Genomic DNA, 23,466 nt, shown 5'->3' with positions numbered 1-23,466 from the left:
GGGAAATGGCGCTTGTGTTCCGGTGGCTCTTGCGGCTGGTGACCCTCGGTATCGTTTTGGCGGTGCTTGGGGTGGTGATGGTCTATTACCTCGCCTCGCGTTCCCTGCCCGACTACGACAAATCCATGCCCGTGGCGGGCATTACAGCGGATATCGAGATCATTCGCGACAACGCCGGCGTGCCACACATCATGGCGCTGTCGGACCGCGATGCCTTCTTTGGGTTGGGCTATGCCCATGCTCAGGACCGGCTGTGGCAGATGACCTTGCTGCGCCGCACCGTGCAGGGGCGGCTGTCCGAGATCTTTGGCACCCGCACGGTCGAAACAGACACGCTGATGCGGCGGCTCGATCTTTATCCTTTGGCGGTACAATCGGTTCCGCATCAGGATGCCGCCACGCTGGACGCGCTGGAAGCCTACTCCGCCGGGGTCAACGCCCGCCTCGAAGAAATCAATCGGGGCAGCAAGGGGCGCGGCGCGCCGGAGTTCTTCGTCTTTGGAGCGCCCCTCGCCCCGTGGCAACCTGCGGACAGCATTGCGCTGGCCAAGCTTCTGGCGGTCCAGCTTTCCGGGCATCTGCGCGAAGAGGTGCTGCGCGCCCGCACCTCCCTGCTCATTCCCGATGAGGCGCGCCTGTCGGATATTCTGCCTGACCTGCCCGGCACAGGTGTCGCGGCGCTGCCCAGCTATGCCAGCCTGATCCCCGGCGCGCAGCCGCGCTTTGCGTACCTGCCGGAGCAGAGCTTTCTGCCTGCCCTGCCAGAACGCGGCCTGTCCGGCGCGTCCAACGCCTGGGCGGCGGATGCCTCGCGCTCCGCCGGGGGCGGCACGCTGCTGGCCAATGATCCGCACCTCGGGCTGACCGCTCCGACAATCTGGTATCTGGCGCGGCTTGAGCTGAGCACCGGCGGGGTGATCGGCGGGACAATTCCCGGCATGCCTTTGGTCATGGTGGGCCGGTCCGAGCGGCTGGGTTGGGGGCTGACCAGCGCCTATCTCGACGATCAGGATCTCTACATCGAAGAGTTGAACCCGGAGAACCCGGAGGAATACCGCACGCCGGACGGCTTCAAACGCTTCGTGACCCGCAAGAGCATCATCACGATCAAGGACCACGCGCCCGCCACCGTCACCCTGCGCTGGACCGACAATGGCCCGGTGCTGCCGCGCGCGAGCTTCAACCTCGAAGACATCACGCCTCCGGGGCATGTGGCCGCGCTGGCCTCAACCGCGCTTTCGGCCGAGGACACCTCCCTGACGGGCGGCATCAACCTGATGATGTCCGGCTCGGTCGAAGAGGCGATCGAAGCCAGCCGCGCCTATGTGGCCCCGGCGCAGAACCTAACGCTGATCGACGCAGACACCGTGGCGCTCAAGCTAATCGGCCAGATGCCCGCGCGCGATCCCGGTCACCAGAGCCAGGGCCGCATGCCCAGCTATGGCTACGTGGCCGAGAACCGCTGGCAAGGCCGCCTGCCCTATTCCGCCAATCCCGGTTTCCTCGCGCCTGAGGGCGGCATCGTCGGCAACACCAACAACAAGCTGATCGACGCGCCTTTCCCGCGCCACGTCAGCTTTGACTGGGGGGACAGCCAGCGGGTGCAGCGCTGGCAGAACCTCATGCAAGGGCGACAGGTGCACACCCGCGACAGCTTCATCGAAGCACAGCTTGATACGGTTTCCGTGACTGCCCGCACCCTGCTCCCGCTGATCGGCCGCGATTTGTGGTACACCGGCGAAGCCGCGCCCGAAGGCACGCCGGAACGCCAGCGCCAGCGTGCGCTGGATCTTCTGGCGGACTGGAACGGCGAGATGAATGAACATCTCCCCGAACCGCTGCTCTATTCAGCCTGGTTGCGCGCGCTTCAGGAACGGCTGATCCGCGACGATCTGGGCAAGCTGGCAGAAGCCTATCCCCGCGTGGAGCCGCTGTTCATCGAGCGCGTGTTCCGCAATGTGAACGGCGCCTCGGCCTGGTGCGATGTGATCCGCTCTGCCCGGGTCGAGACCTGCTCCGACATTTCCCGCATGGCGCTGGATGATGCGATCCTCTGGATCAACGAACAATACGGCGACCAGCTCGAAAGCCTGCGCTGGGGCGATGCGCATCAGGCGGTGCATGATCACCCGGTTCTGGGGAAAGTGCCGCTGCTGCGCTATTTCGTGAACATCCGGCAAAGCACCTCTGGCGGCGATCACACCCTGATGCGCGGCCGCACCTCCGGCAAGCCGGACGCGCCGTTCCAGAACGTGCACGCGGCGAGCTATCGCGGGGTCTATGACTTTGCCGATCCGGACAGCTCTGTCTTCATCTCGGCCACCGGGCAATCGGGACATTTCCTGTCGCGGCACTACGACGATCTGGGCCAGCTCTGGCGGCGTGGTGAATATATTCCCATGTCGCTGGACGTCGGGCTCGCCCGCGCGGCGTCTGTCGGGATCACCCGGCTGACCAAACCTTGAGTTCGGACGCGGCTCATGCGGTTCTCAGAGGCATCTGGCCGGAGTGGTCAGGCGAGATTGCGCTTCTCTCTCAGAACGATGGGCGTCTTCTTTGCCGCCCCACAGGCACGCCCTGCCCGGTTGTCCTGAAACTCTGGCCCGAGGATCAGAGGGACAAGGCCGCCGCGCAGGTGGCGCGGCAGCAGGCCCTTTCGAAGTCTCTGAACGGTGCTGCGTTTCGTGTGCCAAAGGTTCTGCATTGGGATCCGTTCCGGCGCGGTCTGGTCATGGAGGACGCAGGCAAGCGTGATCTTGGCGTTGCGTTGCGAGAGGCCGATGCGCAGGGCGCTGAGCGATTGCTAAAACTTGCCGGAGGTTGGATCGCAGCGCTGCACGGGACAAGCCGCCGCGAGGCACCGTTTCGGCCCGTTGGGCATTTGAAGTGGCTGGACAAACTGGTGGCGCAAGGAGAGGCGGGTGCGCGGCGGATAGATGATCTGGAGCGGTTCAAAAGCCAGGTGGCGCAGTTGCATGGGATGTTCGAAACCGTCCGCCGCCGCCCGTCCGTGCGGGCCGTGACCCATAAAGATCTGAACGCGGGCAACCTGCTTGTGCAGGGGGATGCGATCTACGGGATTGATTTCGAAAACGCGGAAGAGGACGAAGCGCTGCGCGATCTGTTCACACTGAGCCTCGATGTGATGGGTTTCGCCCCCTTCGGGGACGACCATAGCCGCACCCTCGCTGCGCTCGGCCGCGGCTATGGCGCATCGCCCGGCGATCCTCTCGTGCGATTGTTTTTGCAGCGGGCGTTTGCACTGGGGTATTGGGCGCGCACGCCCCTGCCCCATTCGCGGCGTCAAACAGCGCGGATGGCCGGGGCATTGTGGGTGCTGGCGCAGGACAGCACCGTGTTTTGAGCGAGGTTTTGGGGCGCTGCCCCGCCGCAGCAAAGCTGCGACTCCCCGAGGTATTTTGGGCCCAAAGAAGACCGGGGCACCGCGTTTGTCAGAGCGCGTCGAAGCGGGCTTTGTCGGTGGCGGACCAGTTGACGGTCAGGGCGTAACCGTCCTCGGTTTGATCCTCGGTCTCAACAAGGCCCTTTTCAAAAAGCCAGGCGCGTTTGCGTCCATCGGCGTAGGGAAGCAGAAGCTCTTCGAAGTGTTTTTCTTCGCCCAAGGCAGCGGTGACCGCTTCGAGGAAGGGCTCCAGCCCTTCGCCAGTCATGGCCGAGGTGCCAAAGATGCCCTCCTCGCGGGCGGCGCGGGTGCGGGTGGCCTCAGCCTCTTCCGGATCGAGCCGGTCGAGTTTGTTCCAAAGCTCGATCTGCGTGACCTCTTCGCGCACGCCCAAGGATTCGAGAATGCTGCGCACATCGCGGGCCTGCGCCTCGCTTTCGGGGTGCGAGATATCGCGTACGTGTACAATCACATCCGCGGCCAGAACCTCTTCGAGCGTGGCGCGGAAGGCGGCAACCAGTTCGGTGGGCAGATCAGAGATGAAACCCACCGTATCCGACAGGATCACCGTCGCCCCCGTAGGCAATTCGACCTGCCGCATGGTTGGGTCGAGCGTGGCAAAGAGCATGTCCTTAGCCATGACCTCGGCCCCGGTCAAACGGTTGAACAGCGTGGATTTCCCGGCGTTGGTGTAGCCGACCAAAGCTACAATCGGGAACGGCACCTTGGCGCGGGCCTTGCGGTGCAACTCGCGGGTTTTGACCACCTTGTCGAGTTGGCGGCGCAGGCGAACAAGTTGCTCGTCAATTGCGCGGCGATCCGCCTCGATCTGGGTCTCGCCGGGGCCGCCTACAAAGCCAAGCCCGCCCCGCTGGCGTTCCAGGTGGGTCCAGGCGCGGACAAGACGCGTGCGCTGATAGGACAGATGCGCCATCTCGACCTGCAAAACGCCTTCGCGGGTGGCGGCGCGGTCGGAAAAGATTTCCAGAATAAGCCCGGTGCGGTCGAGCAGTTTGACCTTCCATTCCTTTTCGAGGTTGCGCTGCTGCACCGGCGTCACCGGGCCATCGACCAGAACGAGGTCAATCTCTTCGGCCTTCAGCCGCCCTTTCAGCTCGTCGATCTTGCCGGAGCCAAACAACATGCCCGGCTGCGGGCGCTGCAGCGGCACCACATCAGAGCCGACCACATCAAGATCGGGCAAAGCATGCGCCAGCGAGACGGCCTCCTCCAAAGCCATCTCGGCGTCGCGCCGGTCGCGATCGGATTTGATATCAGGATGAAGCACCCAAGCCCGGGTTACGGGCGGTGCATGATCGTATCCGCTCAAGAAGCGTCTTCACCATCGTAGAGGTTGATCGGCTGGGACGGCATGATCGTGCTGATCGCGTGCTTGTAGACAAGCTGGCTTTGACCATCGCGGCGAAGAAGCACGCAAAAATTGTCAAACCAAGTGATCACACCCTGCAGTTTCACACCATTGATCAGGAACACCGTTACCGGAACCTTCGTTTTACGCACATGGTTAAGGAATGCGTCCTGGAGGTTCTGTCTGTCCGAAGCCATTGAAATTGCCTTTGTTCTTGTGCCGCGCCAAGAGAGGCGCCCCCCTACATTCGATGGAGTATGTAGCGGACAGGCCGGAGTTTCCAGCGTAAATGTTGGACTTTTTTCGATTGGGTTCGAAGGGCTGACCCAAAAGGCGCACCCGGACAGGCCTCTCAGCTGCGCCAGAGGTCCGGAGAGAGCATCACGACGATGGCCAGAAGCTCCAGCCGCCCGAGGATCATACCGCCCGCCATCAAGCCCAGAACCGGATCGCCCAGGCTCTGAACCGCGATGGCCTCCTGGCCCGCATGCAGGATCAGCGGCCCGGTGTTGGAGAGGGCCGCAACCGTCAGGATCATGCCCTGTTCAAAGTCCACACCCGCCAAACCAAACCCGAGATTGAACGCCGCCAGAGTGACTGCGAACATCATGAAGAACACCCAGGCAATAAAAGCGCCTTCGCGGCGGATGCGGCGGCTGACAAGGCCGGTGCGCCCGACCGAACTTGGATGAATAAGGCGCTCCACCTCGCGCGTGCCGTTGATGTAGAGCGCATAGACCCGCATCAGCTTGACCCCACCCGCCGTGGTCGCCACGCCGCCGCCGATGATGGCAAGCCCCATCAGGATTGTCCCCGGTGTCGACAGACCGGACCAGTCCTGCGCGGTGGCCCAATCTGCGGAGAGAAACCCGGTGGTGCTCAGAAAGGAAAGCGCCGTGAACAGACCGCCCCAGAGCGAGCGCAGTCCGGCGATCAGGTCCTGTTCTTCGCCGACGTCGAAGGCCGCCCACCAGTGCCGCAGGACAAACAGCATCGGCACCAGCGTGATAATCACTAGGGCAAGCCGGAATTCGGGATCATAGGTCAACCCTTGCCGGCTGGCCTGGCTGGTCGTGTCGGTCGAAAAGGTTAACCGGGATAAAGCAAAGAACATGAAGCAGAACAGCAGCATCTCACCGGCAAGACCGCTGGCCATGCCGTCCGCGCCGCCCACGGGTGAAATTCCGGAGGTGGCCATCACGGCCATGGCGTGCATCAGGGCAACCAGAGGGCGCTCGCCCGCGACCAGCAGCATCAGGCACAGCGCCAGCGTTAATCCTGCATAAAGTGGCACCAGCGCCCGCAAGCTGCGTTCAAGCCGGCGCACCGGATCCCCTTCGGCCCCGCGTGCCGAGCCCTGCGCCACGCTCTGCCCCGGCTCGCCGCTGGCGGTGATTTCAAAGCCGCCCAGGGTCATCGGGGCCAGAATGGCCGAGGCCGCAACCCAGATCATCAACCCGCCGATCCAACCCACCTGCCCCCGCCAGAGGTGCTCTGGCCCCGACAGCCGCGCAGGGTCAAACATCGTGGCCCCGGTGGTGGTCAGCGAAGAGACCATTTCGACATAGGCGGACAGGAACGTCGTGGTACGCACCGCTTCGAAAAACGGCACAGCCAGAAACAGCGGCAGAAAGATGAAAGCCGCCAGAAGCGCCAGAAGCTGGCGCAGCCCGCTGGTGTTGTGGTGCCTGTTGGAGAGCGCCACACCGACCAGCGTGGTCAGGATCAGGCCGACCAGCGCGCTATAGAGAAAAGCCCGCGCGTCATGGAACTCTTCGATGACCAGCGCGTAGCCCCAGGGCACCAGCATGGACAGCGACATCACGGCCATGAGCATCAGAAAGAGCGGCAGTCGCAGCAGCAGGGCCATGGTTCAGAAGAAGTCGATGGAGACCTGCAAGAGGCGCTCAACCTCCGGCACGTCGCCCGCCAGGGCAAAGATCACGATCTGATCCCCGGCTTCGATTTCCAGACCCCCGGTGGGTTTTACCACCTTGTCCCCTTTGCGGATCGCGCCGACAAGCACGCCTTCCGGGAAGTCGATGTCGCGCAGCTTGGCCCCGGCCATCGAGGAAGTCGAGAGAACCTCGGCTTCGATCACCTCGGCCTCAGCATCCCCAATGGAATAGACCCGGCTCACCCGGCCATGGCGGATGTGACGCAGGATCGAGCTCACGGTGGTGGCGCGCGGGTTGATGTAGGCATCAATGCCAAGCGGATCCATCAGCTCGACCAGCGTCGGATCGTTGACCAGCGCGATGGCCATCGGGCATCCTGCGGCCTTGGCGCGCACGGCGGCCAGCATGTTGGTCTTGTCGTCATCCGTGACGCAGAGCACCGCGTCGGCGCGCTCGACGCCTGCTTCGCTGAGCAGCCCCATGTCGAGCCCGTCGCCATGCAGAACAATGGTCCGCTCCAGCGCTTCAGCGGCGCGTTCTGCGGATTTGCGGTCGCGCTCGATGACCTTGGCACGGATGCGTTCGCGCGCCGCTTCCAGCCTGTGCGCCACCGCAAGGCCGACATTACCGCCGCCGAGGATCACCACGCGCTCCTGTTTGCGCTGCGATTTGCCAAAGATTTCCAGCGCCCGCCGGATGTCTTCCTCGTGCACCATGACATAACAGTTGTCGCCCACAAACAGCTGGTCGCGCGCTTCCGGCGCAAAGAGCGTCCCGTCCCGCCGCACACCCACCACGACAGAGCGCAGCGTGCTGAACAGGTCCGTGAGCTGGCGAAGCGGCGTGTTAATGATGGGGCACTCTTCGTCGATGGACAGGCCCAGAAGGTGCGCCTTCCCATCAAGGAAAGTTTCCGTATCGAAGGCGGCAGGCGCGCTGAGCCGTTGCAGCGCCGCTTCGGCGACTTCGCGTTCGGGGCTGATCACCACGTCAATGGGCAGGTGTTCGCGCCGGTAAAGGTCAGAGTAGATCGCGTTGAGATAGCTTTGCGAGCGCAGACGCGCGATCTTGCGCGGCACCGAATAAACCGAATGCGCGACCTGGCAGGTGACCATGTTCACCTCGTCCGAATAGGTCGCCGCGATGATCATGTCCGCATCACGCGCCCCGGCCTTGTCGAGCACATCGGGATAGCTCGCGAAGCCGGCGATGCCCTGCACGTCAAGCGTATCGGTGGCCCGGCGCACCAGATCGGGGTTGCTGTCCACGACTGTCACGTCGTTGCGTTCCCCGGACAAATGGCGCGCGATCTGCCAGCCAACCTGCCCTGCGCCACAAATGATGACCTTCATGGCCAAACCTCATCCTGTCTGGCCCTTGGCATGACATGGGACGGGGTTGGGGTCAACGGGTGGGGCACCAGGTTGGTTTGGGACTGGACGGGGAGCGTTGAGTTTGCCTCGTCCCGGACTTGATCCGGGACCTCCGGGCCCGCTCCAGCCCCCTACTGCGCCCGCCGTGCGTCCCGCGCGCGCTTGAAGGCAAAGACCTCCTGCCGGGCCACCCAGACGTATTTCGGATCGTCCAGAACCGGCCCATAGTAGAGCCGCCCCATGCCAAGCCGCCAGGGATCGAGCACGAGTCCCTCCTCCATCGCCGCACCCTTGGCGGAGACGATCAGAGTGGAATGCTCGATGCTGATGCGATCGTGGTTGGCAATCGCCCGGTGCCAATCGAGGGTCCGGAACGCTTCACCGCGCATGCGCGCCTCCAGATCGTCCGCCCATTCCCGGCAAAGACCGCGCGGACGCAGGCCCGTGTTGACCTTCATGTTGTGAATGATCGGCGGGTCCGTCATGCCCCAGGCAACCGCCCAGTCCTGCGGTTCGGTCAGGGCGATTTGCGCAACCCGCGCCGCCTCGCCTCGGTCGACCTCCGGCCCGAGCGCGGCAATCAGCGCAGTCAGCTCGAGCTGCCTCTGGTCCGCCGTCCCGCCGCCGGTCGAGACCACTGCCGACGCGCCACAGCCCGCCAGCGGCAGGGCCGCAAGCCCTGCCAGAAGCGCCCGCCGGTGCATGGTCAGGAGACCTTTTCCACCGCGTCTTCGTCGATCCGCGCCACGCGCGCCCCGGCTTTCTGGCTGGTCACCACGCCGAGCGATTTGAGCTTGCGGTGCAGGGCCGAGCGCTCCATGCCGACAAACGACGCCGTGCGGGAGATGTTGCCGCCAAAGCGGTTGATCTGGGTGAGCAGATACTCCCGTTCAAACGCCTCGCGCGCCTCGCGCAGCGGCAAGGTTGCCAGCGTGCCGGAGAGCACAACGCGGTCCTCTTCCACCTCGCCCGGCGTGCTTTCCTGCGGCAACTCGCGCGCGGCAATCGGGCCGGTGCCGTCACCCAGGATCAGCACGCGCTCCACCAGGTTCTTGAGCTGGCGCACGTTGCCGGGCCAGACCATGGTCTGCATGAGCGCCGCCGCGTCTTCGGAAATCTCCCGCGCGGGCAAGCCCTGCTGCTCGTTGCATTCGCCGATGAAATGCTCAGCCAGCACCGGGATGTCTTCGCGCCGTTCGGCCAGCGACGGCACGGCAATCGGCACCACATTGAGACGGTGGTACAGCTCCTCACGGAACCGCCCGGCGGCGATTTCCTGCGTCAGCTCCCGCCCGGTGGAGGAAATCACCCGCAGATCCACACGCACCTTGTCGGCCCCGCCGACGCGGGTGAATTGCTGATCCACCAGAACCCGCAGGATTTTCGACTGGGTGCCGACAGGCATATCGGCAACCTCGTCAAAATAGATCACCCCGCCATGCGCCTGTTCCAGCAGGCCCGGCTCAACGCCCCGCTGGGGCGTCTCCCGGCCAAAGAGCATGGCCTCCATCATGTCCGGCTCCACGCCTGCACAGTTCACCGTGACAAACGGCGCATTGGCCCGGCCCGAGCGCGCATGAATGTAGCGCGCCGCCACTTCCTTGCCGCTGCCCGCAGGGCCGGTGAGCATAACCCGGCCATTGGATTTGGTCACCTTGTCAAGCTGCGAGACCAGCGCCCGGAAGGCCGCGCTGTCGCCGATCATCTCGGACACTTTGGTATCGCCGCGCTTGAGTTGTGTGTTCTCACGGCGCAAGAGCGAGGTTTCCATGGCCCGCCGGATCACCACCAGAAGCTGGTCGATGTTAAAGGGCTTTTCGATGAAGTCATACGCCCCCTGCTTGATCGCCGCGACGGCAATCTCGATATTGCCATGGCCGGAAATGATGACCACGGGAATGTCGGGGTTGTCGCGTTTGACCGCCTTGAGAATGTCGATGCCGTCCATCTTGCTGTCCTTCAGCCAGATGTCGAGGATCAGCAGCGCCGGGGGTTCGGCGTTGATCTCATTCATTGCATCGTTGCTGTTGCCCGCAAGGCGCGTGGTAAAGCCCTCGTCTTCGAGGATGTCCCCGATTAGCTCGCGGATGTCGCGCTCATCGTCGACGATCAGAATATCGCTCATATCGTACCCTCAACCATTTTCATCAAACCTCCTGCAATTTCCTTGCCTGCTCTTGTTCTTCTTGGGCCTGCGCCGCCGCCTCCGGGCTGACAGGCAACCGGATCACCGCCATGGCTCCGGCATGGGCACCCTCATCGAAGGCGGGTGCGTCTTCGAGGGTCAGCGTGCCGCCGTGTTCCTCGATGATCTTTTTCACGATGGGCAGGCCAAGGCCGGTGCCCTTGTCGCGGGTTGTCACGTAAGGTTCAAAAAGCCGTGCGCGGTCTTCAGGAAGCCCGATGCCGTTGTCTGCAATCCGGATCTCCGCGCGGCCTTGCTCGCCCATGGCAAGGCTCACGCGGATCTGCGGCGCATGCCCTTCCGGCGCGCCCTTTTCCTGCAGGCTTTCAATGGCTTCACCTGCGTTCTTGATCAGGTTGGTCAGCGCTTGGCCAATCATTGTCGCGTCCAGTTCAGCCGGCATCGGCGTGGTCGGAATATCGACCGTAAAGGCCACATCCGGCTGCCCCATTTCCTGCAGCAAGGCCGCAGAGCGCAGCAGATCGCCGACATCTTCGGGCTTGCGCTCCGGCTCCGGCATGCGCGCGAATTTGGCGAACTCATCGACAATCCGGCGCAGATCGTCTGTCTGGCGCACGATGCGTTCGGTCAGCCCGTTGACCTTTTCGGCGTCCTGCGGCTCCAGCCGTTTGGTGAAACTGCGCTGGATGCGTTCCGCTGAGAGTTTGATCGGCGTGAGCGGGTTCTTGATCTCATGGGCAATCCGCCGCGCCACATCCCCCCAGGCGGCCATCCGCTGTGCGCTCACCAGATCGGTCACATCGTCAAATGCAACCACATAGCCTTCAAGTGAACCATCGCCGCGTCGCCGGGTCGACAGGCGCACCAGCAGGTGTTCAAGCTGGCCGTCGCGGCTCACCTTGACCTCTTCCTGCAGGACCTCCCGGCCTTCGCCCTTCATCCGGTCAAACAGCGCGCCAAACTCCGGCACAGCCACGGAAATCGGATCGGTCCGGTGCGACTCGCTCCAGCCCAGAAGCCGCTGCGCCGAGCGGTTTACAAAGGTCACTTTGCCATCCGCATCTAAACCGACCACGCCGGAGGTGACCGAGCTGAGAACGGAATCGAACAGCCGTTGGCGACGTTCTATCTGCCGAGTGTTTTCAAGCAGGGTTTCGCGCTGCGCCTTGAGCTGCCGGGTCATCTGGTTGAAGTAGCGACCGAGCATGGAAATCTCGTCATCGCCATCGTCTTCGAGCACCTGCACGTTCAGGTCCCCTGCCCCAACCCGCTGCGCCGCACCGGCGAGCCGTCCCACGGGGCGCGATAGCCGTTCCGCGAACCACAGCCCGGCCCAGATCGCCGCAAGGATCAGCAGAACCGCAAACCCGAGGTACAGCAGCGCAAAGTCAAACAACCGCCGCCCGCGTTCGCTTTCCTGTTGCTGGTAGAATTGCGCGGTCTGCTGCGCCTCATCCAGAAGGCTGAGAATGCGCCCATCCACGTCCCGGCTCACGTAGAGGTAGCGATCGACAAAGGCCTGAAGCGGCACCAGCGCGCGGTATTCATTGTTCTGCCAATCGGCGATCAGAGCAACACGCTCTTCATCGGCGCGCAGGAAGTCGGCCTCTGCGGGGCGTTCAAAATCAAACAGATAGGAGCGTTCGCCGCGTGCAATGATCTGGCCGGTGCTGTCGATGACAAAGGCTTCGCGCAGCCCGCGCTGGATCTGCCCCTGACCATCGGAGAGCAACTCGCGCAGCGATGCAGTTGGGTCGAGCAACAGCAGCCGCCGGTTTTGATCGACAAATCCGCCAAGCGCCCATGCGTCCTGCGTCAGCGCAGAACTTTGCTCCGCCTCATAGGCCTCGGCGGCGGCGCGGGAGGCGGAAACCACGTTCTGAACGCGACTGGAGAACCATGTCTCAAGACCGATGTTGATGGTGATCACGGCGAAGACCGCGACGGTGATCGCGGGCAAAAGCGCCATGATGGCAAAAGCCCCGGTCAGCCGCAGGTGCAGACGCGAGCCCGCCGATTGCGCGCGCCGGTCCGACACCATGCGCGCCACGCGGCCCAGCACCAACGCGGCCAGCAAAAGGACATAAACAAGATCTGCCAAAAGGATCAGACGCAGGCTCATCTGGGTGCCGGCACCGGAATCCAGTGGCCCCAGAACGGCAAAGGTCGCCAAGGCCAGAATTGGCCCCAGCGCCACCAACGCCAGTGTCATCCAGTTCTGCACCCGACGTGCGCGACGCAAGCGATTGAGCCGTGCCCAAACGCTGCCTGTGCCATCGGGGCGTGCTCGTGTGGCCACAGCCAGCCCCCGGAAAGATGTGCCGCCCAAAGGCGACGACCGCCATATTTTGTGGTCTCCCCACGTTTCGATGCGCGGGTGCCACAGTTATGTGGCTCTTTTACATCAACTTCCGGCGTCGTGTCACGCGAATATCAAGGTCCGTGATTTTTTTCCGAAGGGTATTGCGGTTGATGCCCAGCAAATCTGCGCATTTCGCCTGATTCCCGCCGGTCGCCTCTAGCGCGATTTCAATCAGAGGCCCTTCAACCTCCTTGATGATCCGCCCGTGCAGCCCCGGCGGCGGCAACATGGCCCCATGCAGATCAAAATAGCGTCGCAGGTGGCGGGCAACGGAAGTGCCCAGTTTCTCGGTATCCCCGCCCTGCAGGACCGGCCCGGTGTCTGGCTGGTTCCCCAGCACGGCCTCAACCTCGGCGCGCGAGATTTCTTCGGACAGGGAGGTCAGGCTCAACCGGCGCACTGCGTTCTCAAGCTGACGCACGTTGCCGGGCCAGCTGTAGACGCGGAACAGCTCGGCCGCGTCCTTGGACAGCCAGCGCTTCGGCGCGCCTTCCCGCTCTGCCCGGCCCAGGAAATGCTCTGTAAGCAGCGCGATATCCTCAACCCGCTCGCGCAGGCTGGGCACGGTGATCGTCGCCCCGTCGAGGCGATAAAACAGGTCCTGACGCACCTTGCCGCTGTCCATCAGCGTGTTCGGATCATACTGCGTGGTGGCCATGAAGCGCGGCACATGCTCGCCCGGCACATCCATCATCCGCACAATCCGCGCCTGCACCTCATCGCCAATATCAGCGATTTCGTCGATCAACAGCGTACCGCCCTTGACCCGCGCCAGCACCTTGGCAGGCGCTTCGAGATCCGCCAGATCAGAGCCCGTCACCGTGATAAACGGCAAGGTCCGCCGGTCCGAAAAATCGTGAATAGCCTTTGCAATCAGGCTCTTGCCCGTACCGCTTTCACCAGCCACCAGCACCGGCAGATCGGTGTTCATAACCCGCGCCACAAGCCTGTAGAGCGCCTGCATCGCAGGCGTTTTGCCCACCAGCGGCAGCTCATCAGGCTCATCGGCGCCCACCACCGTCTCTTCGCGCTTTGGTGCGCGGCCCCGGTTCTCCAACGCCTTGGCGGTGCGCTTCATCAGGTCCGGCAAATCGAACGGCTTGGGCAAATAATCGTAGGCTTCCGCCTCCGCCGCCTGGATCGCCGTCATGATGGTGTTCTGCGCCGAGATCACGATCACCGGCAGATCGGGCCGGTCCTCACTGATCTTTGGCAGCATCTCCAGACCATTGCCATCGGGCATCATGACATCGGAGATCACCACATCCCCCTTGCCCTCGCCCACCCAACGCATGAGCGTGGTCAGGCTCGACGTGGCGTGCACCTTGCAACCGGCGCGGGTCAGGGCCTGGGTCAGAACGGTGCGGATCGTGCGGTCGTCGTCGGCGACAAGAACTGTGCCATCCATCAGGCTTTCTCCTGCGTTTCCCCGCGATAGCGGGGCAATGAAATGCGAAAGACGGTTTTTCCGGGGATGCTGTCCACGGAAATCCAACCGTCATGGTCATTGATAATCTTGCTCACCAACGCGAGGCCGAGCCCCGTGCCGTTTTCCTTGCCGGACACAAACGGATCAAAAATGTCGCCGCGAATGTCCTCCGGCAGGCCGGGGCCGTTGTCGATGATCTCGATCTGAAGCGGCAGCGATTGGCCGGAGCCGTCGGCGCGCCGGGTGCGGAAGCTGTGATCGTAGAAGGTGCGCAGCCGAATGCAGCCGCCCTCCTTCTGATCGGCCGCCTCGCTGGCATTTTTCACAAGGTTCAGAACCACTTGCAAAAGTTGGTCCGGATCGCCGAGCGCCATGGGCAAGGACGGATCATAGTCCTCTTTGAACGTCATATGCGCGCCAAAGCCCAAGCCCGCAGAGCGCCGCGCGCGATCCAGCACGTCATGGATATTGACCGGCACGCGCACCGGGGCCGAGAGGTTGCCGAACTGTTCGACCTGCTCAAGCAGCTTCACGATCCGCCGCGTCTCCGCGACGATCAGATCGGTCAGCTCAAGGTCTTCCTTGGGCTGGTTCATCGAAATCAGCTGGGCCGCGCCAGCGATCCCCGCCAGCGGGTTCTTGATCTCATGGGCCAGCATTTCCGCCATGCCGATGGCCGACTTTGCCGCCGATTTGACCGAATGGCTCTGCGTCATCCGCCCCGCCAGCTCACGCGGCGAGATCAGCATGAGCATCCAGCCCTCCCGCCCCATCAGCGGCGCAATCTGCAGGTTGCAAACCAGCGGCGCGCGGCTTCCAGTGCCCACATCAACATCGTTCACAAACAGCGGCGTGCCGTTCTTGCGCGCCCGGGCAAGGCTCTCTTCGAGCGGCGCGTCCACCGCGAGCCGATCCCAAATCGGCTGTCCCATCAACCACTTGGCCGAGTTGTTGAAAAACCCTTCGGCGGCGGGGTTCATGTCCCCGATGTTCTCGTCCGGATCGATCAGGATCGCCGGAACCGGCAGGGAGGACCAGATGAGGGTGTCGAAATCGTCGCTCATCACGCCGCTGCCCCCGTGGGTACAAAAGACCGGTTCACCGCCTCGGGCAGCTTTGCCAGAACCTTGTGTACCGATTTTTCAGACAGGATCACCCGGCGCAGCGCCGCCTCCGTACCGACCCGGTCCATGTACCACCCGAGGTGTTTGCGCGCGACGCGATTGCCCAGCTCCACGCCGTAAAACGCCAGCATGGCCTCGTAATGGCTGCACACCAGATCCGCCAGATCCGCGCCCTGCGGGATCTTTGGCGCGGGTGTGCCGTAGAGGTCCGCCGCGACTTCCGCCAGCATCCATGGCGCGCCCTGAGCGCCCCGTCCAATCATCACGCCATCCGCCCCGGACTGCGCCAGCGCGCTGCGTGCACTGCGCGCATCAACCACATCTCCATTTGCAATAACAGGCACTTGCACCGCTTTCTTCACGTCTGAAATGGCCGCCCAATTGGCGCGACCCTTGTAGAACTGACAGCGCGTGCGCCCGTGGATCACCACCATCTGAACCCCGGCATCTTCCGCCCGCTTGGCCAGATCCGCGGCGTTGTGGCTGTCATCGTCCCAGCCAAGCCGCGTCTTGAGCGTCACCGGCACATCCACCGCTGCGACCACCGCTTCGATCAGGGACAATGCGTGATCCGGCACCTTCATCAGCGCCGAGCCGGACCAGCCGCCGGTCACTTTCTTGGCCGGGCAACCCATGTTGATATCGATCACCTTTGCGCCCATGTCCGCGACCATGCGCGCGGCCTCGGCCATCGGTTCCGCCGCGCGGCCCGCGATCTGCACCGAGGTGTTCTCGATCTGCGCGCCAAGCTCCGCCTTTTCCCGCGTTCCGGGACGTTCAGTGAGAAACTCGCCGCTGGCGATCATTTCCGAGACCACCAGCCCCGCACCGAACCGGGACACCAGATTGCGAAACGGCAAATCGGTGATTCCTGCGAGCGGCGCAAGCAGCACCGGCGGGTTTATCTCTTTGTTTTTAAGGCGGAAGCTCAAGCGCCTGATCCTTGTGCTTTTGAAATAGACCTATCCCGCGCCCAAAGCCCATTCAATGAGTCGCAAGGTGGTTTCGCCCTGATAAATAGCGAATGCTCAAAAAATAGGCAAAACAACGTGGATGATTGCATCACATCGGGTCCGGGCATAGACGGAAGACAGATTGATCGGATTAAGCCATGACACCAGCCGTCATCCTTGTTGCCGCCGGGCGCGGCATGCGCGCCGGAGGCGAAATTCCCAAGCAATGGCAAAGCCTTGCGGGCGCGCCGGTTGCGCGCTGGACGGCCTCTGCCTTTGTCCATGTGGGACCGGTCGTGATGGTCATCCATCCCGATGATCGCGGTTTGGCCGAAGCAGCCGTTAAAGGCCTGCCCGTGACGCTGGTTCATGGTGCTCAGACGCGGGCCGGATCCGTACGCGCCGGGCTGGAAGCGCTGGAGGCGCAAGCCCCGAGCCATGTCTTGATTCAGGACGTCGCCCGCTGCACCACGCCGCCCGAGGTCATAGACGCAGTGCTTGCAGCCTTGCAGAGCAGCCCCGGAGCGGCACCCGCCCTGCCGGTGACCGATGCGCTTTGGATTGGAGAAGACGGCAAGGTTGCAGGCACCCGCGACCGAAACGGACTGTTTCGCGCCCAAACCCCGCAAGGCTTTGACTTCAAAGCGATCCTGCAGGCTCATCGCACCGTCCCGAACGCCGTTGAAGCCGCTGATGACGTGGCCATTGCGCGCGCGGCAGGGCTGGACGTGGCAATCGTTCCGGGCGATGAGAGAAACCTCAAGATCACCACGCCGGGCGATTTTGCCCGCGCCGCCAGACTGCTCAAAGGAGACGCCATGGATATCCGCCTTGGCAATGGATTTGACGTGCATGCCTTCGAGGACGGCGATCATGTTGTGCTCTGCGGCGTGTCCGTGCCACACGACCGCAAGCTCAAAGGCCATTCCGACGCGGATGTGGGCATGCATGCGCTGACCGATGCGATCTACGGCGCGCTGGCCGAAGGCGACATTGGCCGCCATTTCCCGCCCAGCGATCCGCAATGGAAAGGCGCGGAAAGCCATATCTTCCTCGCCCATGCCCGCGATCTGGCCGCTGAGAAAGGCTACGCCCTGTCCAACGTGGATGTGACCCTGATTTGTGAGCGCCCCAAAGTCGGCCCGCATGCGGGTGCGATGATGGATGCTTTGGCGGACATCCTGAAGATCGGGCGCGACAGGGTCTCGGTGAAGGCCACCACCTCTGAACGGCTCGGATTTACAGGCCGCGAGGAGGGCATCGCCGCCATTGCAACCGCCACATTGGTGAAGCCATGAACGTCAAGACCGCGCGCCTCATCGCATCGTTCCTCGGGTCCGGCTACCTGCGCCCTGCCCCCGGCACATGGGGCACGCTGGCCGCCCTGCCCGCTGCCTATGTCATCCTGATCACCGGCGGGGTGTTCCTGCTGCTGGCTCTGACCGTTGTTGCCTTCTACGTCGGATGGATTGCCACGCGGGTCGCCACGGAAAACGGCCCGGACCATGATCCCGGATGGATCGTGATTGACGAGGTTGTCGGCATGTGGATCGCGCTGATCCCCGTTGCCTATGGCGCTTTTGCGCGGGGCGTGGACGTCACGGCGCTTTGGCCCGGCTGGGTCTCCGCCTTTGTCCTGTTTCGCCTCTTTGACATCTGGAAGCCCTGGCTTGTGGGCCGCGCGGACCGGCTTGGCACGCCGCTTGGGGTGATGATGGATGATGTTTTTGCCGGGCTGTTTGCCGCGATCGGCACCGGCATTCTTGCCGGCATTGCCCATGGGGTGCTGATGTGACCATGAAACTGGCCACAGACCTGCTGACCCGCGCCAAGGCGGCGGGCAAGACCGTGACCTGCGCCGAAAGTTGCACAGGCGGCAAGGTTGCGGCGGCGATCACCGACATCGCGGGCAGTTCCGCCATCTTTGAGCGCGGCTTTGTCACCTATGCCAACGCGGCCAAGCAGGAGATGCTGGGCGTCCTGCCCGAGACGCTCGACGCGCACGGCGCAGTGTCCGAAGAGGTGGCGCGCGAGATGGCGACAGGCGCTCTGGCAGCGGCCCGGGCCGATGCGGCGGTGGCGATCAGCGGCATCGCGGGCCCCGGCGGATCGGACCACAAACCCGAAGGGCGCGTGTGCTATGCACTGGCCACGGCCACCGGCGTTATCTCCGAAACCATCGAACACGGCGCTTTGGGCCGTGCGCAGGTTCGACAGGCCGCCACGGAGCACGCCTTGCGCCTGCTGCTCTCGGCCCTGTAACTGCCCGGTTTCCACGCAGACCCAGCCAAAAAAGCCTTTCTCGCGCCCAGTTTTTATGCGCTCCAGATTCGAAGCCCCCGCGCGCAGACAGCGCTTCGCTTTTCGATTGCGTTTTCCAACTGCTGCAATAAGCGCCAAAGCGACTGCAAATCGCTCATTTTTTCATCAGTTCTGAAACCGCCCTGTTTTTCACCACCCTTTCCGGGGAAAGTAGGTTTTTTCCGCACCCCGATCCGTCACAAACGCGCTCAATCAAAAATGAGACTTGGAAGGGACAAGAAATGAACGGAGCGGATACCGCCTGGATCATCGTCGCCACAGCCCTCGTGCTGTTCATGACACTGCCGGGCCTGGCGCTGTTTTATGGCGGCCTCGTGCGCGCGCGCAACGTGCTCAGCGTCTTCATGCATTGCTATGCCATTGCCTGCCTGATGAGCGTCTTGTGGTTTGCCTTTGGTTATTCCATCGCCTTCGGTGACGGCGGCGCCTATTGGGGCGGCCTCGGCAAAGCGTTCCTGTCAGGGATTGACGCGGACACCCTCTCCGGCACCCTGCCGGAAGTGCTCTTCTTTGCCTTCCAGATGACCTTTGCCATCATCACCCCGGCGCTGATCGTCGGCGCTTATGTGGAGCGCATTGGCTTTGGCTTTGTCCTCCTCTTCTCCGCGCTTTGGATGCTGCTGTGTTATGCGCCCGTGACCCACTGGATCTGGGGCGGTGGTTTCCTTGCGGATGGTGGCATCTTTGGCGAAACCGGCGTGAAGGACTTCGCAGGCGGCATCGTCGTGCACGAAACCGCCGGGCTCGCGGCGCTGCTCATCGCTGTCTTCCTTGGGCCACGTAAAGACGCCAAGCACCCGCCGCACAACCCCGGTTATGTCTTCATTGGCGCGGCCATGCTCTGGGTTGGCTGGTTCGGCTTCAACGGCGGCTCGCAACTGGCGGCGGACGGCGGCGCGGCCATGGCCCTGACCGTCACGCATATCTCTGCGGCCACCGCATCGCTCACATGGGCGATCTGGGAAAAGATCAAGTTCGGCAAGGCCTCCCTCGTGGGCATGGTCACCGGCACCATCGCGGGCCTCGCCTCCATCACCCCGGCCTCCGGCTTTGTCGGCCCCATTGAGGCGCTGATCATCGGTGCCGTGGCTGGTGTGCTCTGTCAGGAAGCGGTCAACCTGATCCGCAACACGCTCAAGATCGACGACACGCTCGACGTTTTCGCGGTGCACGGCGTTGGCGGTATCTTCGGTACGATCATGATTGCAGCCTTTGGCGCAGGGTCCTGGGCGGCGCAGCTTGGCTCCCTGGTTATCGTCGGTGTCTTCACAACCATTGTGACCGTGGTGCTGATCTTCGTGGTCAAGGCGATCACCCCGCTGCGCGTGGACGCAGAAGCCGAACACAACGGGCTCGACATTTCCGCCCACGGCGAGCGCGCCTACGATCACTCCAGCTGATCTGAGCACAAAACACATCAAACGCCCGGGTTTGCTGTCGCACCCGGGCGTTTTTTGTTGCCAGATTGCCGGCCCTTGTGAAAATAAACCGACCGCTTCCCGGAGGCGGTGTATTTTGAAAGGGAAGACATTGACCAAAACGACAAAGAGCCTCGCCTTTGGGCTGCTTCTGGCTGGCACGGCCATAAGCGCCGAGGCCGCCACCATCCAGTTCACCGCCACAAGCGCATCCGCCGGGGAAATCGGCTGGTTCCAGATGGACGACGCCGCTTTCAGCGGGGCCTGCTGTAGCAGCTGGTACGACAACAGCCTGATCACCGCGCTGTTTTTCAGCGACCCGGTCACCGGCGCGTGGCTGACCATCGAGGATATCAACCTTGGCTCACCCGGAAACGAAGCTGAGGTTCGGATCGACGCCTCAGGTACTCTGCCCGCCTTCGAGAATGGACGCTTCAGCTTTGCCGTTGACGAAAACTTCTTTGAAGTCAGCTTCTCCGGCACCCAGTACATCGACTTTTACGGCGGCGCGCCGGACTATGCTTACAACGGCTATAGCGATGTGAGCTGGAGCACGGGCTTTGCCCTGTCTTCCGTCCCGACCGCCGCCGAAGTGCCGCTTCCGGCCTCGGGCCTGCTGCTGGCGGGTACGCTTGGGCTTGCAGGCGCTGCGCGGCGCGCCCGGCGCAAAGGCTGAGCAGAGACCCTTTGCCAATATCCAAGCCCGGCACGCAGCCCAAGAACGCTGCGTCCGGGACAAGCATCGCGCTTAGCCGTAAAGCTCGGCTGCGCGCCGTTCGAACGCGCGGACCACGCGCTGCATGGCTTCATAGAAGAACATCCCCGCCGCGCCCTGCAGCAGGCGGTTCTTGAACTCGAAGTCCACGAAGAACGACACATCCACGCCGCCACCCTCAGCATCCGTGAAGGCCCATTTCGACACCATGTGCTTGAATGGACCGTCAAGATACTCGGTGTCGATCTTCTGCGCCTCCGGCCAGAGCGTCACGCGGCTGCCAAAGCGCTCGCGAAAGACCTTGAAGCTGATGACGAGGTCCGCGAGCATCACCTCGTGGTCGCCCTGCGGATCGCGTGACCGGATGCGCGCCGCCGCAGTCCAGGGCAGAAACTTCGGATAGCTCGCCACATCCGCGACAAGGCTGTACATTTGCTCTGCCGTATACGGCAGGTGGCGGGTTTCGGAGTGGGTCGGCATGTCGCCCCCTTGTGGTCGTCTCGAAGTCTTGTCGGTCGTGGGGTCCATGTCGTATGTAGCGCGCGGGAAATCAAGGGGATGGGCATGCCACAGCGTCCATATGTCGTCGACAAGATGATCTCGGCCAAGCGCATCGCCGCGCGGATCGAAGAGCTGAGCCGTCAGATCGAAAAGGAATTCGCCGATGCCGACAAGCTGGTGGTTGTCGGCCTCCTGCGCGGCTCTTTCGTGTTTATCGCCGATCTCGTACGCGAGCTGGATCTCGACGTGGAAGTCGATTTTCTGGAAGCCTCGTCTTACGGCAACGAAATGGAATCAAGCCGCGAAGTGCGCATCCTCAAGGACCTGCGCGGCGGCATCGAAGGGCGCGACGTTCTGGTGGTCGAGGACATCATCGACACCGGTTACACCATGAAACATGTGCTTGGGCTGCTCAAAGCGCGCAAGCCGCATCGCCTGCGCTCCATCGCGCTTCTGGACAAGCCCGTGCGGCGCGAAGTGGAGGTCCGGGCGGACTGGACAGGTTTCGAGATCCCCGACGAGTTTGTCGTGGGCTACGGAATTGATTTCGCCCAGAGAAACCGCAACCTCGGCTATATCGGCAAGGTGCGGTTTACCGAGGACTGAAGTCCTCGATCGGGCCGTTTACCACACACGCAAAAGGTGAGTCGCCGCTTGAAATCGGGCGGCTTTTTTGCGTTTGGAAGTGACGCGCGTCACACCTATTGAGAAATATATTCATTTACTAAGCATCTTTAGCGTGTTTACCTTTCCTTAACGTAAGGCTCTGACAGGCGCAGAGTCACGGGAGTTTTTGCAGATAAACTATTGATAACGCGTCACTATAAAATGACGCGGGGAGCGGAGCTTTATGGTTTTGCGGGTTGCCCGGAATGGCGGATACGGCGGCGTGACCGCCATGCAGAAATACAACCCATTGTCGAGCGTGACCATTACGGCTGCCGAAAGTGCGTATTGTTCGGCGATTCTTGAACACCGCTGCGAATGGCTCGATGACCGCTCGATTTTCCCACAAACCCTGACCTTCTACATGGCAGATCATGCGGCAGCGATTGCTGGCGAAAACGGCAAGCCGCCGCCTCTTGTGGTGGTCACATCAAACCGTTCGAGGTGGATTGCAGCCGGGTTGGAAACGGGCCGTCTGGCGCTTGCCGCCATGCCGGGCGATGCGACCAGTTTTGCCGGGATCCGGGACGGGCGCGCATTTGGCGGCGCGGACAGGCCGGTCTCGCCGCCGATCTACGCGCCTTACCGGCAGGGCCCGGGCAGCACGCGCTCGATCTATGTTCTGGTGCACGCCAGCGAGTATGCCACCTACCGCGCGAACCTCGATGCTTACGGCGTCACGGTTGTCGGCTGGAAATTCACCGCTGTACCCGCCGACCGCGCGCCGCTCGCAGGCTTTGGTGTCAGCCGCTTTGCCGCCATCGCCTTCTGCAAGGCCCTCAGGGCAGAAACGCTGAAGGCTGACGGGGCCACCTGTTGGGACAAGGCCTGGACCATCGACGACAATGTGATCGGAATGCAGGGTTTTCCGGGTTTTACAACCGCCGAAGCCGCTTTGGACGCCGCCTGGGTTTGCCTTGGGTTCAATGGCAAGCCGCTTGCGGACACGCGCGCCGACAACCGGGCACAGTTCAGCAGTGCCGCTGTCCCCGGTCCGCCCCCGCCCCTGCCTCCCGCGGCGACCTCCGGCATCATTCAGCAGGTGGCGCTCTGGAACATCGCGAAGATGACCGCCGATCGCACCAACTTCAGCCCGACCTACGTCGCCTCCGCCGAAGATCTCAGCCTGACCCGCTATTTCAACATCACGAACACGCCTTATCGGTTCTACACAGGTAGCGTGATCTGGAAGGAGAACGTCGTCGGCGATTACTACGACGGCTCCCTGGTCTTCCAAAGTGCACGCAGAACTTCTGAAGCGGACTTTGTCACAGCAGAAGCAACAACACCGGCTGGCGGCGCAGCGCCACCGCTGCAAGTGCGCGTCAAAGCCACGGATCCCGCTGTGACAGCGCGCGCCTTTGCCATCGATCCGGTGCTGCAGCTCAGCAAAAACATCTCCGCCGCAGATCGGGGAAATGCCGCCGTTCGCAACAGGGCCGCCTGCCAGATATCCGAACAGATCACCAAGACCTCAATCGGGAAGGCGGGAATCATGACACCGGCCTCTTTGGCCGCCGCCTTTGCCTTGCCAGACGACTCGGTCCCGATCGCTTTTCAGGACCTGAACCCGGCAGTCGCGGGGGGCGGCGACGACACGGCCGCAGGTGGCGGCGGGGACGACACCCTACCGGCAGGCGGCGGCGGTGATGACACCCCGCCCGCTGGCGGAGGCGCTGGCGGTGGTGGAGGCGGCGGCGGTCCGGCCAGAAACCGGGCGCGATGGAAGCAGCTGAGAAAAGAAAAGCGCAACAATTGGCGGCGGCGCTGGCGCTGTAAGAGGTAAC

General features: G+C 63.0%; 20 protein-coding genes. 9 read left to right on the top strand and 11 right to left on the bottom strand.

Annotated features, from left to right (window positions below):
- Window positions 1-5 precede the first annotated feature (5 nt).
- Window positions 6-2,465, top strand: a complete 2,460-nt coding sequence (locus E4662_RS15010) for a penicillin acylase family protein (protein ID WP_136442402.1) — start codon at window positions 6-8, stop codon at window positions 2,463-2,465.
- Entirely contained in the window at window positions 2,462-3,364 is a 903-nt protein-coding gene (locus tag E4662_RS15005; protein WP_168797986.1) for a phosphotransferase, read from the top strand. The genes E4662_RS15010 and E4662_RS15005 overlap by 4 nt, the downstream gene beginning before the upstream one ends.
- Window positions 3,365-3,452: 88 nt before the next feature.
- Here E4662_RS15005 and hflX read toward each other — a convergent pair whose 3' ends face one another.
- The 10 genes from hflX to dusB form a co-directional block, all read right to left on the bottom strand.
- Window positions 3,453-4,733: a GTPase HflX gene (gene hflX, locus E4662_RS15000; protein WP_136442400.1), complete on the bottom strand. Its 1,281-nt coding sequence runs from the start codon at window positions 4,731-4,733 to the stop codon at window positions 3,453-3,455.
- Window positions 4,730-4,969 carry an RNA chaperone Hfq gene (hfq, locus tag E4662_RS14995; protein WP_097802888.1) on the bottom strand — a complete coding sequence of 80 codons (240 nt, stop codon included), beginning with the start codon at window positions 4,967-4,969 and terminating at the stop codon, window positions 4,730-4,732. The genes hflX and hfq overlap by 4 nt, the downstream gene beginning before the upstream one ends.
- 155 nt (window positions 4,970-5,124) lie before the next feature.
- Window positions 5,125-6,642, bottom strand: a complete 1,518-nt coding sequence (locus tag E4662_RS14990; protein ID WP_136442399.1) for a TrkH family potassium uptake protein — start codon at window positions 6,640-6,642, stop codon at window positions 5,125-5,127.
- 3 nt (window positions 6,643-6,645) lie between these two features.
- Window positions 6,646-8,022 carry a Trk system potassium transporter TrkA gene (gene trkA / locus E4662_RS14985; protein WP_136442398.1) on the bottom strand — a complete coding sequence of 459 codons (1,377 nt, stop codon included), beginning with the start codon at window positions 8,020-8,022 and terminating at the stop codon, window positions 6,646-6,648.
- Window positions 8,023-8,174: 152 nt separating this feature from the next.
- Window positions 8,175-8,747, bottom strand: a complete 573-nt coding sequence (locus E4662_RS14980) for a hypothetical protein (protein ID WP_136442397.1) — start codon at window positions 8,745-8,747, stop codon at window positions 8,175-8,177.
- Window positions 8,748-8,749: 2 nt separating this feature from the next.
- Window positions 8,750-10,168, bottom strand: a complete 1,419-nt coding sequence (gene ntrX / locus E4662_RS14975; protein ID WP_136442396.1) for a nitrogen assimilation response regulator NtrX — start codon at window positions 10,166-10,168, stop codon at window positions 8,750-8,752.
- Window positions 10,169-10,190: 22 nt separating this feature from the next.
- The gene (locus E4662_RS14970) at window positions 10,191-12,401 is read right to left on the bottom strand and encodes an ATP-binding protein (protein WP_136442535.1); all 2,211 of its coding nucleotides are present in this window, start codon (window positions 12,399-12,401) and stop codon (window positions 10,191-10,193) included.
- Between the two features lie 187 nt (window positions 12,402-12,588).
- Window positions 12,589-13,959: a response regulator gene (locus E4662_RS14965; protein ID WP_136442395.1), complete on the bottom strand. Its 1,371-nt coding sequence runs from the start codon at window positions 13,957-13,959 to the stop codon at window positions 12,589-12,591.
- Window positions 13,959-15,044 (bottom strand): two-component system sensor histidine kinase NtrB, encoded by a 1,086-nt coding sequence (locus E4662_RS14960; protein ID WP_136442394.1) that lies wholly within the window; start codon window positions 15,042-15,044, stop codon window positions 13,959-13,961. The genes E4662_RS14965 and E4662_RS14960 overlap by 1 nt, the downstream gene beginning before the upstream one ends.
- Complete coding sequence (gene dusB, locus E4662_RS14955) at window positions 15,044-16,036, bottom strand: tRNA dihydrouridine synthase DusB (protein ID WP_136442393.1); 993 nt, start codon at window positions 16,034-16,036, stop codon at window positions 15,044-15,046. Before dusB ends, E4662_RS14960 begins: the two co-directional genes overlap by 1 nt.
- Window positions 16,037-16,215: 179 nt before the next feature.
- Here dusB and E4662_RS14950 point away from each other — a divergent pair, with 179 nt between their 5' ends.
- From E4662_RS14950 to E4662_RS14930, 5 genes are all read left to right on the top strand, one after another.
- Complete coding sequence (locus E4662_RS14950) at window positions 16,216-17,355, top strand: bifunctional 2-C-methyl-D-erythritol 4-phosphate cytidylyltransferase/2-C-methyl-D-erythritol 2,4-cyclodiphosphate synthase (protein ID WP_136442392.1); 1,140 nt, start codon at window positions 16,216-16,218, stop codon at window positions 17,353-17,355.
- Window positions 17,352-17,852, top strand: coding sequence for a phosphatidylglycerophosphatase A family protein (locus tag E4662_RS14945; RefSeq protein WP_136442391.1), 501 nt, complete (start codon window positions 17,352-17,354; stop codon window positions 17,850-17,852). The genes E4662_RS14950 and E4662_RS14945 overlap by 4 nt, the downstream gene beginning before the upstream one ends.
- 2 nt (window positions 17,853-17,854) lie before the next feature.
- Entirely contained in the window at window positions 17,855-18,319 is a 465-nt protein-coding gene (locus E4662_RS14940) for a CinA family protein (protein ID WP_136442390.1), read from the top strand.
- A 281-nt stretch (window positions 18,320-18,600) separates the two neighbouring features.
- The gene (locus tag E4662_RS14935; protein ID WP_136442389.1) at window positions 18,601-19,779 is read left to right on the top strand and encodes an ammonium transporter; all 1,179 of its coding nucleotides are present in this window, start codon (window positions 18,601-18,603) and stop codon (window positions 19,777-19,779) included.
- 130 nt (window positions 19,780-19,909) lie between these two features.
- A complete protein-coding gene (locus E4662_RS14930; protein ID WP_136442388.1) occupies window positions 19,910-20,473 on the top strand; it encodes a hypothetical protein in 564 nt (187 codons plus the stop codon).
- 72 nt (window positions 20,474-20,545) lie between these two features.
- Here the strand turns inward: E4662_RS14930 and E4662_RS14925 are convergent, their stop codons facing one another.
- Window positions 20,546-20,992: a type II toxin-antitoxin system RatA family toxin gene (locus tag E4662_RS14925; protein ID WP_136442387.1), complete on the bottom strand. Its 447-nt coding sequence runs from the start codon at window positions 20,990-20,992 to the stop codon at window positions 20,546-20,548.
- A gap of 84 nt (window positions 20,993-21,076) precedes the next feature.
- Here E4662_RS14925 and hpt point away from each other — a divergent pair, with 84 nt between their 5' ends.
- Entirely contained in the window at window positions 21,077-21,619 is a 543-nt protein-coding gene (gene hpt / locus E4662_RS14920) for a hypoxanthine phosphoribosyltransferase (RefSeq protein ID WP_136442386.1), read from the top strand.
- Between the two features lie 244 nt (window positions 21,620-21,863).
- A complete protein-coding gene (locus tag E4662_RS24110) occupies window positions 21,864-23,465 on the top strand; it encodes a hypothetical protein (protein ID WP_168797985.1) in 1,602 nt (533 codons plus the stop codon).
- The last annotated feature ends 1 nt before the right edge of the window (window position 23,466 follow it).

It is taken from the genome of Pacificoceanicola onchidii (genome assembly GCF_004804335.1).
GTDB classification, from domain to species: Bacteria; Pseudomonadota; Alphaproteobacteria; order Rhodobacterales; family Rhodobacteraceae; genus Pacificoceanicola; species Pacificoceanicola onchidii.
Note: the sequence above shows the minus strand (reverse complement) of the source record. Positions and strands in the feature narration are given on the sequence as shown.